Annotated in this window: 11 protein-coding genes; 9 read left to right on the plus strand and 2 right to left on the minus strand. The window is 69.2% G+C overall.

Going from position 1 to position 12,219, the window contains the following annotated elements:
• Positions 1–406 (plus strand): tripartite tricarboxylate transporter permease (locus KV106_RS39910; protein ID WP_261218088.1); only part of this gene is annotated, 406 nt, incomplete at its 5' end.
• Between the two features lie 80 nt (positions 407–486).
• Here the strand turns inward: KV106_RS39910 and KV106_RS39915 are convergent.
• Positions 487–1,410, minus strand: a complete 924-nt coding sequence (locus KV106_RS39915) for a LysR family transcriptional regulator (protein ID WP_057593757.1) — start codon at positions 1,408–1,410, stop codon at positions 487–489.
• Between the two features lie 99 nt (positions 1,411–1,509).
• On the opposite strand from KV106_RS39915, the gene KV106_RS39920 reads away from it, so the two are divergent.
• Genes KV106_RS39920 through KV106_RS39940 form a run of 5 tightly spaced genes read left to right on the plus strand, consistent with a single transcriptional unit; the run spans position 1,510 to position 8,346 of the window.
• Complete coding sequence (locus tag KV106_RS39920; RefSeq protein ID WP_057593758.1) at positions 1,510–2,493, plus strand: Bug family tripartite tricarboxylate transporter substrate binding protein; 984 nt, start codon at positions 1,510–1,512, stop codon at positions 2,491–2,493.
• 23 nt (positions 2,494–2,516) lie between these two features.
• Entirely contained in the window at positions 2,517–4,130 is a 1,614-nt protein-coding gene (locus tag KV106_RS39925) for a gamma-glutamyltransferase family protein (RefSeq protein WP_261218092.1), read from the plus strand.
• A 22-nt stretch (positions 4,131–4,152) separates the two neighbouring features.
• Positions 4,153–5,097, plus strand: coding sequence for a DMT family transporter (locus KV106_RS39930; protein WP_261218095.1), 945 nt, complete (start codon positions 4,153–4,155; stop codon positions 5,095–5,097).
• Between the two features lie 41 nt (positions 5,098–5,138).
• Entirely contained in the window at positions 5,139–5,939 is an 801-nt protein-coding gene (locus KV106_RS39935) for an SDR family oxidoreductase (protein ID WP_057593761.1), read from the plus strand.
• A gap of 46 nt (positions 5,940–5,985) precedes the next feature.
• Positions 5,986–8,346: a DUF5672 family protein gene (locus tag KV106_RS39940; RefSeq protein ID WP_261218097.1), complete on the plus strand. Its 2,361-nt coding sequence runs from the start codon at positions 5,986–5,988 to the stop codon at positions 8,344–8,346.
• 21 nt (positions 8,347–8,367) lie between these two features.
• Here the strand turns inward: KV106_RS39940 and KV106_RS39945 are convergent, their stop codons facing one another.
• Positions 8,368–9,273: a DMT family transporter gene (locus KV106_RS39945; protein ID WP_057593762.1), complete on the minus strand. Its 906-nt coding sequence runs from the start codon at positions 9,271–9,273 to the stop codon at positions 8,368–8,370.
• 103 nt (positions 9,274–9,376) lie between these two features.
• Here KV106_RS39945 and KV106_RS39950 point away from each other — a divergent pair, with 103 nt between their 5' ends.
• From KV106_RS39950 to KV106_RS39960, 3 genes are all read left to right on the plus strand, one after another.
• A complete protein-coding gene (locus KV106_RS39950) occupies positions 9,377–10,363 on the plus strand; it encodes a quinone oxidoreductase family protein (protein WP_082321973.1) in 987 nt (328 codons plus the stop codon).
• A gap of 131 nt (positions 10,364–10,494) precedes the next feature.
• Positions 10,495–10,950: a response regulator gene (locus KV106_RS39955; protein ID WP_057593763.1), complete on the plus strand. Its 456-nt coding sequence runs from the start codon at positions 10,495–10,497 to the stop codon at positions 10,948–10,950.
• Between the two features lie 71 nt (positions 10,951–11,021).
• The gene (locus KV106_RS39960; protein ID WP_261218101.1) at positions 11,022–12,041 is read left to right on the plus strand and encodes a bile acid:sodium symporter family protein; all 1,020 of its coding nucleotides are present in this window, start codon (positions 11,022–11,024) and stop codon (positions 12,039–12,041) included.
• The last annotated feature ends 178 nt before the right edge of the window (positions 12,042–12,219 follow it).

A 12,219-nucleotide genomic window follows, 5' to 3' on the forward strand; every position in this document is an offset into this window, starting at 1 on the left:
CGCGATGCTGATCATCCTGAACCTGCCGCTGATCGGCATGTGGATCAAGCTGCTGTCGGTGCCCTACAAGTACCTGTTCCCGGCGATCGTGCTGTTCTGCGCGATCGGCGTGTACTCGACCAACAACAACACCTTCGACATCTGGATGGTGGGCATCTTCGGCTTCGTGGGCTACACCTTCTTCAAGCTCGGCTGCGAACCCGCGCCGCTGCTGCTGGGCTTCATCCTGGGCCCGATGATGGAAGAGAACCTGCGCCGCTCGCTGCTGCTGTCGCGCGGCGACTGGAGCGTGTTCATCACGCGTCCGATCTCCGCCGGCCTGCTGGCTGCCGCCTTGCTGCTGCTCGTGATCGTGCTGCTGCCGGCCGTGAAGTCGAAGCGCGAGGAAGCCTTCGTCGAGGAGTGATCGACGACCGCCCGGCATGCGTGCCGGGCTCGTTCCAGCCAACGGCGCCTGCGGGCGCCGTTCGTTTTTGGCGAAGGCCTTCAGCCCTTCGCCGCGCGCGGCTTCAGGTGCTGCCGCGCGATGTCGAGGAAGGCCATCGCCGCCGGGCTCAGCGGATGCTTGGCCAGCCGCACCGCCACCAGCGGGTATTCGAGCACCGGCCGCGTGACCGAGAGCACGCGCAGGTTCGGCGGCATCAGCACCTCCACGTAGCGCGGCAGCAGCGCCACGCCCGCGCCGGCCTGGATCAGGCCGAAGGCGGTGGAAAGCATCGACACGTGGTGCGCCACCTGCGGATAGACGTTGGCCACGCTCGAGAGCTGCCGGCTCACCGCGCGCCAGACGTTGGCGTCGGGATTGACGTGGATGAAGGGCAGGGCCTCGAGCTGCCGCGCCTCGATGCTGGTGCGCTGCGCGAGCGGATGGTCCTCGCGCACGAACAGCGCCATGCGCTCGACGAACAGCGGCTCGGTCGCGAGCTCCGAATGCGCCTGGCCGATGTCGGAGCCGAAGCCCAGGTCGGCCTCCTGCGAGAGGATGCGCGAGATCATCTGCTCGGCGGTGCTGTCGAGCAGCGTGGTGGCCAGCTTGGGGTGCTTGTGCGCGAAGCGCCCGAGCAGCGGCGGCATCAGCGCGCCGGCCGTGAGATGGCCCACCGCCAGCACCACGCGGCCCTCGCGCAACTGCGCCTGCGAGCGGCAGGCATTGACCGATTCATCGATCAGCCGCAGCGCGCGCACGGCCGTGTCGACCATCATCTGGCCGGCATCGGTCATGCGGATGCGCCGCCCGCGCACCACCAGCGGCTGGCCCAGGTCCTCCTCCATGCGCTTGACGAGGTGGCTGATGGCCGGCTGGGTCAGCTGCAGGCTCTCGGCGGCCAGCGTGAAGCTGCCCGTTTCGGCCACCGCCGCGAGCGCGCGAAGCTGCTGCAGCGAAACCTCCTCGGCGGCGATCCGTGCCATAAATTGTGCTCATAGTTGAATAAGCGGGATTATCTGGCTTGATGCGCCCGCGCTGCTTAGCATCGAATGTTCGCCATCTTGCGAAGGGAATCCAGCACCATGCAACGCCACCAGTTTCTCCACGGCCTCGCGGCCGCCTTCGCCGCGCTGTGCCTGGCCGCGCCGGCCACCGGCCTCGCGCAGGGCTACCCCAACAAGCCGATCCGCCTGGTCGTGCCCTTTCCCGCAGCCGGTGCCACCGACCTGTTCGCGCGCACGCTGGGCCAGAAGATGGGCGAGAAGCTGGGCACCACGCTGGTGGTCGACAACAAGCCCGGCGCCGGCGGCGCCATCGGCTCCGACATCGCGGCCAAGGCCGCGCCCGACGGCTACACGCTGCTGCTGGCCACCACCAGCACGCACTCGATCGGCCCGGCCATCACCAGTCGCCTGCCCTACGACACGGTGCGCGACTTCACGCCGATCGCGCACGTGGGCGACGCGCCGAGCATCATGCTGGTGCCCGTGAACTCGCCCGCGAAGACGGTGCGCGAGTGGATCGACTACGCGAAGAAGAACCCCGGCAAGCTCAACTACGCCTCGAGCGGCAACGGCACCATCGTGCAGCTCACGGCCGAGCTGTTCAAGGCGCAGGCCGGCGTGTTCGTCACCCACATCCCCTACAAGGGCACGGCGCTCGCGATCCCCGACCTGATCAGCGGCAAGGTCGACGTGCTGTTCGATTCGCTGCCCACCGGCATGCCGCACGTGCGCGACGGCCGGCTGCGCGCGCTGGGCGTGACCTCGCTCAAGCGCAGCCCGCTGGCGCCCGAGCTGCCACCGATCGCCGACACGCTGCCGGGCTACGAATCGAACACCTGGTTCGGCTTCTACGGCCCCAAGGGCCTGCCGGCCGATCTCGTGGCGCGCGTGAACAAGGCCGCCAACGAGGCACTGGCCGACCCCGAGGTCAAGGACAAGCTGTCGCGCCTGGGCATCGAGCCCGCCACGGCCGGCACGCCCGAGCAGTTCGCGAAGATGGTGGCCGCCGACGCCGCCAAGTGGAAGAAGATCGTCGTCGAACGCAAGATCACCAACGACTGAAGACACACGAGAGCACCACCGCCATGAACTTCGATTTCGGCAACCCCTACACCTCCACCCGCATCCCGGTGTTCGCGCGCAACGTGGTGTCGACCTCGCATCCGCTGGCCGCGCAGGCCGGCCTGCGCATCCTGCAGCAGGGCGGCAACGCGGTCGACGCGGCGGTCGCCACCGCGGCCGTCATGACCTTGGTCGAGCCCGTGAGCAACGGCCTGGGCAGCGATGCCTTCTGCATCCTGTGGGACGGCAAGGCACTGCACGGCCTCAATGCCTCGGGCCCCGCGCCCAAGGCCTGGACGCCCGAGTACTTCAAGGCCAAGTACGGCGCCGACGCCGCCACCCCGCCGATGCGCGGCATCGATTCGGTCACCGTGCCGGGCGCGGTGCGCGGCTGGGCCGCGCTCAGCGAGCGCTTCGGCAAGCTGCCCTTCGCCGACCTGATGGCGCCGGCCATCGACATCGCCGAGCGCGGCTACCTGGTGCCGCCGGTGGTGCAGGGCAAGTGGCTCGCGGCCACGCCGCTGCTGCAATCGCAGCCGGGCTTCGCGCAGGCCTTCCTGCCCTGGGGCCGCGCGCCCGAGGTCGGCGAACTGTTCCGCTTCGCCGCCGCCGCGCGCGCGCTCAAGGCCATTGCCCGCACGAAGGGCGAGGCCTACTACACGGGCGAGATCGCCGAGGCGCTCGCGAAGTTCTCCAGGGAGCAGGGCGGCGCGCTCACCGTGGCCGACCTCGCGGCCTACCAGCCCGAGTGGGTCACGCCGATCTCGCGCGACTACCGCGGCCACACGCTGCACGAGATCCCGCCCAACGGCCAGGGCATCGCGGCGCTGATCGCGCTGGGCATCCTCGAGAAGTTCGACATCGCCTCGCTGCCGGTCGACTCGGTGGAGTCGCAGCATCTGCAGATCGAGGCCATGAAGCTGGCCTTCGCCGACGTCTACCGCTACGTGTCGGAGCGCAAGACCATGGAGGTCACGACCGAGCAGATGCTCGACGATGCTTACCTGGCCTCGCGCGCGCGGCTGATCGACCGCAGCAAGGCGCAGGACTTCAAGGCCGGCAACCCCGTGAAGGGCGGCACGATCTACCTCACCGCGGCCGACGAGAGCGGCATGATGGTGAGCTTCATCCAGAGCAACTACATGGGCTTCGGCTCGGGCTGCGTCGAACCCGAGTTCGGCATCAGCCTGCAGAACCGCGGCCACGGCTTCAGCCTCAAGGCCGAGAGTCCGAACGTGGTGGCACCGGGCAAGCGCCCGTTCCACACCATCATCCCGGCCTTCCTCACCAGGGACGGCCAGCCGGTGATGAGCTTCGGCGTGATGGGCGGCAACATGCAGCCCCAGGGCCACATGCAGACGCTGGTGCGCATGCTCGACTACAAGCAGAACCCGCAGGCCGCCTGCGACGCGCCGCGCTGGCGCTTCAACGCGGGCCTGGAGATCAACGTCGAGGCCGCGATGAACCCCGCCACCGTGCAGGGCCTGCGAGGTTTGGGCCATCACCTCGAGGTCATCAACGACTCCTACCAGGACTTCGGTGCCGGCCAGTTCATCTGGCGCGCGGGCGATCCCTCGGTCGAGGGCTACGTGGCCGCCAGCGACCCGCGCCGAGACGGAGCGGCAGCAGGGTATTGAGCTTTCACGCGATGATCGGGGGATGACCAAGACGGCCGCGAGCACCGGCATTCCCCTTCCAGACGGCGCGAAGAGCATCGCGCCCGGCCTCGTCCTCGCCTCGCTGGGCGCGATCGCGTTCAGCGGCAAGGCGATCATCGTCAAGCTGGCCTACCGCCACGGCGTCGATGCCGTGACGCTGATCATGCTGCGCATGCTGTTCGCGCTGCCGCTGTTCGCGCTCATGGCCTGGTGGGCCGGGCGCGGCAAGCCCGCCTTGAGCTTTCGCGACTGGCTCGGCGTGATCGGGCTGGGCTTCTCGGGCTACTACCTCGCGAGCTTCCTCGACTTCGCCGGCCTGGCCTACATCTCGGCCAGCTTCGAGCGGCTGATCCTCTATCTCAATCCCACGCTGGTGCTGTTCTTCGGCTGGGTGCTGTACCGCCGCCGCGTCACGCGGCCGCAGCTCGTCGGCATGGTCATCAGCTACGCGGGCGTGCTGCTGGTGTTCGGCCACGAGCTGCTGGCCGGCGAGAGCAAGGGCGGCGGCCTCGCGGCGGCCTGGGGCGCGTTCCTGGTGTTCCTCAGCGCGGTGAGCTATGCGGGCTACCTGGTCTACAGCGGCGAATTCGTGCAGCGCCTCGGTTCGTTGCGGCTGGTGGGCCTCGCGACCACCGTGGCCTGCCTGTTCTGCCTCGCGCAGTTCGCGCTGCTGCGGCCACTCGATGCGGCGCTGCAGGTGGCGCCCGAGGTGATCTGGCTGTCGGTGCTCAACGCCACCTTGTGCACCGCGGTGCCGGTGCTGATGGTGATGATGGCGATCGAGCGCATCGGGCCGGCCATCGCCGCCCAGACCGGCATGATCGGACCCCTGTCGACCATCCTCATGGGCGTGGTCATACTCGGCGAACCGTTCACCGCCTGGATCGCCGCCGGCACGGCGCTGGTGATCGCGGGCATCTTCGTTTTCACGCGCAAGGGCCGCTGAGGCCGTCGCGCTTTTCTTCTTTCTCTTCTGGAGTCGAACAAATGGATCTGGGCATTGCAGGCAAGACCGCGCTGGTGTGCGGCGCGAGCAAGGGGTTGGGCTACGGCTGCGCCGAGGCGCTGGTGCGCGAGGGCGTCAACGTGGTGATCGTGGCGCGCGGCGCCGAGGCGCTCGAGGCGGCCGCCAAGCAGCTGGCCGACGCGGCCACGGCCGCGGGCACGCCGGCTCCCTTCGTCAAGGCCGTGGCGGCCGACATCACGACCGAGGCCGGCCGCGCCGCGGTGTTCGCGCTGGGCCATGCCTTCGACATCGTGGTCACCAATGCCGGCGGCCCGCCGCCCGGCGACTTCCGCAACTGGGAGCGCGAGGACTGGATCAAGGCGGTCGACGCCAACATGCTCACGCCGATCGAGCTCATCAAGGCCACGGTCGACGGCATGGCCGAGCGCGGCTTCGGGCGCATCGTCAACATCACCTCGAGCTCGGTGAAGTCGCCGATCGAGGTGCTGGGCCTGTCGAACGGCGCGCGCAGCGGCCTCACGGGCTTCGTGGCCGGCGTGGCGCGCAGCAGTGTCGCGGCCAAGGGCGTGACCATCAACAACCTGCTGCCCGGCTCCTTCGAGACCGACCGCCTCAAGGGCACGATGAGCGGCGCGGCGCAGAAGTCGGGCCTGGACTTCGACACCGTGTGGGAGAACCGCAAGAAGTCCGTGCCCGCGCGCCGCTTCGGTACGCCGGCCGAGTTCGGTGCCATCTGCGCCTTCCTGTGCAGCGTGCAGGCCGGCTACATGACCGGGCAGAACGTGCTGGCCGATGGCGGTGCCTACCCCGGCACCTACTGAGCCGGACCGGGCATCACGCGGAACGAAGAATTCGCGGGGCAAGAAGATGAGCAGGGAGTCGTTTCAGAAGATCACGCTGGTGTCCGTCACCGGCCTGCCGGATGCGCGCGGCGCCGCCATGGCGCTCGCGTTGAGCCTGGCGCAGATGCCCGGCGCGCGCGCGCTGCTGTGCAGCCCGCAGGCGCCGGCCGATCTGGGCCGCGGCATCGCGCACCGCGCGATCGCGCCGCTCGATTACCACGAGTACAGCTGGTTCATCATGTTCGCGCTCTGGCGCCTGGTGGACACCGAGTTCGCGTTGATCGTGCAGGAAGACGGCTGGGTGCTCGACGCGGCGAACTGGAACGAGGCCTTCCTCGACCACGACTGCATCGGCGCGCCGATCCACCTCGCGCGCATCGAGCCGCCGCAGGGGCCGGCCTACTGGCGCAACCGCTTCGAATGGGCCGACGAGTACGCGCGGCCCGACCACCGCGTCACGCCGGTGCTCAACGGCGGCTTCAGCCTGCGCAGCCGACGCTTCCTGCGCGCGCTGGTCGACCATCCCGAGATCCGCGTCGAGATTCCGCCGCCCGATGCGCTCGAGGGCGAGCCGCTGCGGATGCACTGGCACCACAACCCCTTGCTGGAAGACGTGCAGCTGACCGGCGTGCTGCGGCCGGCGCTCGAGGCCCGGGGCCTGCGCTTCGCGCCGGTCGAGCTGGCGCGCGAGTTCGCGATCGAGCATGCGGGCCCGCAGCTGCACCATGGCTTCGATGCGCTGAAGATCTTCGGCCATCACTCGAAGGTGCGTCGGCTGGTGTCGCTGTCGCCGCCCACGGTGCGTTCGCTGGTGCCGCTGTCGGAGCTCGACGGCTGGTACGGCGAGCGCGACCTGCTGACGATGTTCGAGCGCCGCGGCTACCGCATCGAATTCCCGCCCGAGGCGCGGGCCGCGGCCGTGTCGCCCGGTCCCACGCGCAGGGTCTACGACTGCTTCACCTACAACGGCGAGGCCGACATCCTCGCGGCGCGGCTGCACGAGCTCGACGAGGTGGTCGACTGCTTCGTCGTGGTCGAGGCCGACCGCAGTTTCACCGGCGCGCCCAAGCCGCTGCGCTTCGATGCCGCCGATCCGCGCATCGCGGCCTTCCTGCCGCGCATCCGCCATGTGGCGGTGCACGACATGCCCGAGGTCGACGCGGCCGCCGATGCGATCGCCGTGCCCGGCGACTGGCATGCCGACGCGCCGAAATCGGGCTTCTGGATCCGCGAGAAATTCCAGCGCAACCAGATCCTGCGCGGCCTGCACGACGCGGCGCCGCACGACCTGGTGATGGTCTCCGACGCCGACGAGATACCGCGCGCCGAAGTCGTGCGCGCCATGCGCGACGACCGCCGCCACGAGGTCTTCGGGCTGCGCCAGGCCTTCTATTACTTCTACGCCGACTACCGCAACGTGCGGGGCCCCGAGGCCGCCGCGATCTGGACCGTGGCGGCCACGCGCGCGCGGCTCGACGGCCTCACGCCCGACCAGCTGCGCCTGCGCGTGCGCAGCGGCGCCCAGCCCGCGCGGCTGATCGACGACGCGGGCTGGCACCTGTCGTACCTCGCGATGGACGAGGAGGCGGTGCGCGCCAAGATCCGCGGCTTCGCGCACCAGGAATACAACCGGCCCGAGCTGCTCGAGTCGCTCGACATTCCCGCGCTGCTGGCTTCGGGGCGCGACCTCTATGACCGGCCCGGCTACGCGTGGCAACTGGTGGGCCGCGAGGAGGCACCGCGCTGGCTGGCCAGCCGACCGGAACTGGCGCACCTGTTCGCGCCCGCCGCGCCGCCGCAGGCGCGCTATGCCAAGGAGTCGTACCTCACGGTCGAGCCGAGCCCGTTCGGCTTCTGGGAGCGGCATGCGAACCGCCGCATCCTGCAGGCCTACGCGCCCTTCATCCGGGGCCGCGTGCTCGACATCGGCTGCAACCACGGCGCGAGCACCTACTGGCTGCGCGAAAACCCGCGCGTGCGCGAAGTGGTCGGCGTGGACCTCAACGAACAGGCGCTGTCGCTGGCACGCGAACTCTTCGAAGCCGTGCCCCTGCCGAGCCTGTTCGTCGAGCACGACCTCACGGCCGACGGCCCGATCGTGCCGCCGGCCGACACGGTCGTGAGCTTCCATACGCTGGAGCACATCTACGCCGACGACGTGGCGGACTTCCTCTCGTCGGCGTGCCGGTCGCTGGTGCCGGGCGGCCACTTCGTGATCTCGATCCCCTACGACCGCGCCTATCCCGATCCCTGCCACGTGGGCTTCTACACCGAGGTCAGCCTGGCGCGCGCGATGGAAGCGGCGGGACTGGAAACCATCGAGTGCTTCAAGGACGACCGCTTCGACGAGAAGGACCTGCTGACGGGCCTGTTCCGCAAGCCCTGAGCGGCGCGCGCGAGCGCTCGTTCAGCGCCGTGTCGACACCACGATCCCGCCCACGATCAGCACGAAGGCCGCCCCGTGGTACCAGTGCGGCGCCTCGCGCAGGAAGGCCGCCGACATCACGGCCGCGAACAGCGGCGTGAGGTTCATGAAGATGCCCGCCACCTGCGGGCCCGCGCGCTGCACGCCGGTGCCCCAGCAGCGGTAGGCCAGCACGGCCGGGCCGATGCCGATGAAGGCCATGGCGGCGGCCAGCGGCCAGCCCAGGTCGAGGTGGGCCGGCGTCAGCGCCCATTCGCCGGCCGCGAGCGCGCCCGACCAGGCGATGCCGAACACCAGCTGCGCCATCAGGAACGCGGCCCAGTCGCGCCGCAGCGCGGCGGGCTCGTGCGTGCGCGCGAGCAGCCAGCTGTAGAAGGCCCATGCGATGGTGCCGAGGATCATGTAGAGGTCGCCCGGTACCAGCCGCAGCGCCAGCAGCTGGCGCCATTCGCCGCGGCTGAGCACCAGCAGCACGCCGAGCATCGACAGCAGCGCGCCGCCGATCGCGCGCCCATGCGGGCGGGCGCCGAAGAACAGGCTGCCCACCGCCAGCATCCACAGCGGCAGGCTCGAGCCCACCAGCGTCACGTTGATCGGCGTGGAGGTCTGCAGCGCCAGGTACTGGAAGGCGTTGTAGAGACCGATGCCCAGCAGGCCCAGCAGCGCGTAGCGCTTCCAGTGCGCCCACAGCGGGCTCGCGGGCCGCAGCACCGGGGCCGCGAGCGGCAGCAGCAGCACGAAGGCGATCACCCAGCGCACGAAGTTCAGCGTGAGCGGCGACACCAGCTCGCGCACCAGGCGGCCGACCACCGCGTTGCCGGCCCACAGCAGCGGCGGCACGACGAGCAGGAGGACGGTCAGGGGCGTGAGGCGCTGCGGCTGTGACATGGGCGCCGACTCTAACGGCTGGATGCAATGACCCGTGTCGCCGCGGAAACCCCAAACATGGCAGGATGCGCCTCTTCTTTTTTCGCGCGTGGAGACAGCACCGATGTTGAGCAAAGCCGTTCGTATCGACCGCCATGGCGGTCCCGAGGAACTGAAGATCGTCGAGGTCGAGGTCGGTGAGCCCGGCCCCGGCGAGATCCGCATCCGCCACAAGGCCGTGGGCCTGAACTTCATCGACACCTACCAGCGCAGCGGGCTCTATCCGTTCCAGATGCCGCTGCAGCTGGGCATGGAGGCCGCGGGCGTGGTCGAGGCGGTGGGCGAGGGCGTGACGCACCTGAAGGCCGGCGACCGCGCCGCCTATGCGAGCCAGCCGCCCGGCGCCTACAGCGAGCTGCGCGTGATGCCCGCCAAGTGCGTCTGCAAGCTGCCCGACGACATCTCCTTCGAGACCGGCGCGGCCATGATGCTCAAGGGCCTGACCACGCAGTACCTGCTGAAGAAGACGCTGCCGGCCGAGGGCCTGCAGCCCGGCGACTTCGTGCTGTTCCATGCCGCGGCCGGCGGCGTCGGCCTGATCGCCTGCCAGTGGGCCAAGGCGCTGGGCCTGCAGCTGATCGGCACCGCCGGCAGCGACGCCAAGTGCCAGCTCGCGCTCGACCACGGCGCGGCGCATGCCATCAACTACGGCCGCGAGAACTTCACGGCCCGCGTCAAGGAGATCACCGGCGGCAAGGGCGTGAAGGTGGTCTACGACTCGGTCGGCAAGGACACCTTCGAGGGCTCGCTCGACTGCCTGCGTCCCTTCGGTCTGCTGGCCATGTTCGGCAACGGCTCGGGCCCGGTGCCGCCGGTCAACCTCGGCGTGCTGGCGGCCAAGGGCTCGCTGTACCTGACGCGCCCCACGCTGTTCTCGCACCTGGCCACGCGCGAGAGCACGCAGGCGATGGCGGACGACCTGTTCGCCATCGTGCAGAGCGGCGCGGTGAAGATCCCGATCGTGCAGCGCTATGCGCTGGACGATGTGCAGCAGGCGCACCGCGACCTCGAGGCTCGCAAGACCACGGGCTGCACGATCCTCACGCTCTGAGCGGCGCCCCGGCCTTGTCCTACCCGGGCAGGGGTGTCATGCCTGCGTCTTGTGGCGGGCGCACTTTGTAGCCTCGTTGGCAACAAAGCCCCGCCGGCCATCCCGCCTGATCGGGATCGTCGCCCGCCGCCATGAGCACCGTCCGCACCTTCATCGTCGAAGACAACCCCACCATCCGCGAGAACCTCGTGGGCACCCTGCGCGAGGTGGCGCGGGTCGATCCGGTCGGCCTGGCCGACACCGAGGCCGAGAGCACGCGCTGGCTCACGCGCAACATGGCGTTGTGGGACCTGGCGATCGTCGACCTGTTCCTGAAGGACGGCACCGGCCTCAGCGTGCTGCAGGCCTGCCGCCACCGCGATCCGTCGCAGAAGATGGTGGTGCTGAGCAATCACGCCACGCCCGACATGCGCCGCCGCTGCCTGCAGCTCGGCGCCGACGCCGTGTTCGACAAGGCGACCGAGGTCGACGACCTGATCGACTACTGCCTGCGCTGCCGCCAAGCACGCTTCACGGCTGCCCCCACGGGCTATCCCCCACCGTCCGCGTCGCCTTCTTCGCGCCCCGCCGCCTCGACGGCGCACTAGCGCGAAAATACGGGTAATCCCTTATTCGAGCGATCGTCCCCGTCCCGGGGCCGGTCGCGCTTTGCCTTTCCATGTCCCGTTCCCGCCTCCTGCCCGACAACTTCACCCTCGCCCTGCTGTCGGTCGTCACCCTCGCGAGCCTCGTTCCCGCCAGCGGCCGTCCCGCCCAGTTCTTCGAGGGCCTGACCACGGTGGCCATCGGCCTGCTGTTCTTCCTGCACGGCGCCAAGCTCTCGCGCGAGGCGATCCTCGAGGGCATCACCCACTGGCGGCTGCACCTGCTGGTGTTCGCGAGCACCTTCGTGCTGTTCCCGCTGCTCGGGCTGGCGTTGAAGCCGGTGCTGGTGCCGCTGGTCACGCCCGAGCTCTACACGGGCGTGCTGTATCTGTGCGTGCTGCCGGCCACCGTGCAGTCGGCGATCGCCTTCACGGCGATGGCGCGCGGCAACATGCCGGCTGCGATCTGCAGTGCTTCGGCATCGACGCTGCTGGGGGTGTTCGTGACGCCGGTGCTGGTGGGGCTGGTGGTGTTGCCGCATGGCGGGCACGCGGCTTCGTCCTCGCTCGATGCGATCGGGCGGATTCTGCTGCAGCTGATGGTGCCGTTCGCGGCGGGACATCTGCTGCGGCCCTGGATCGGGGGCTGGGTGAAGCGGCGTGCTTCGGTGCTGAAGTTCGTGGACCAGGGGTCGATCCTGCTGGTGGTCTATACGGCGTTCAGTGCTGCGGTGATCGAGGGGTTGTGGCGGCAGGTGCCGGGGCATGCGCTGGTGGGGTTGCTTGTGGTGTGTGCGGTGATCCTGGCGTTGGCGTTGAGCCTTACTACCTTGTTGGCGCGCAAGCTTGGCTTCGATACGGAGGACGAGATCACTATCGTGTTCTGCGGGTCGAAGAAGAGTCTGGCCAGCGGGATTCCGATGGCGAAGGTTCTGTTTGCTTCGCATGCGGTGGGCGCCACCGTTTTGCCGCTGATGTTGTTTCATCAGATGCAGTTGATGGTTTGTGCTGTGTTGGCGCAGAGGTATGCGCGGCGGCAGGTGCGTGTTGCTGTTGAGCCTGATGCATTGGGGGCTGCTACTTCCTCTAAATAGCGGTTTGCTTTTGCTGAGGCAGGAGCCGGGAATTCCGCCCGGCGGCGGACCTACTTTCTTTTGCTTCGCCAAAAGAAAGTAGGCAAAGAAAAGGCGACCCCACTGTCTGCGACCCTCCGCTTCGCTACGGGCAACCTGCGGTGCTCGCGTTTCGCGGGGTCTCGCAGAACTCGCTTCG

Source organism: Variovorax endophyticus, from assembly GCF_025376855.1.
Taxonomy (GTDB): Bacteria; Pseudomonadota; Gammaproteobacteria; order Burkholderiales; family Burkholderiaceae_C; genus Variovorax.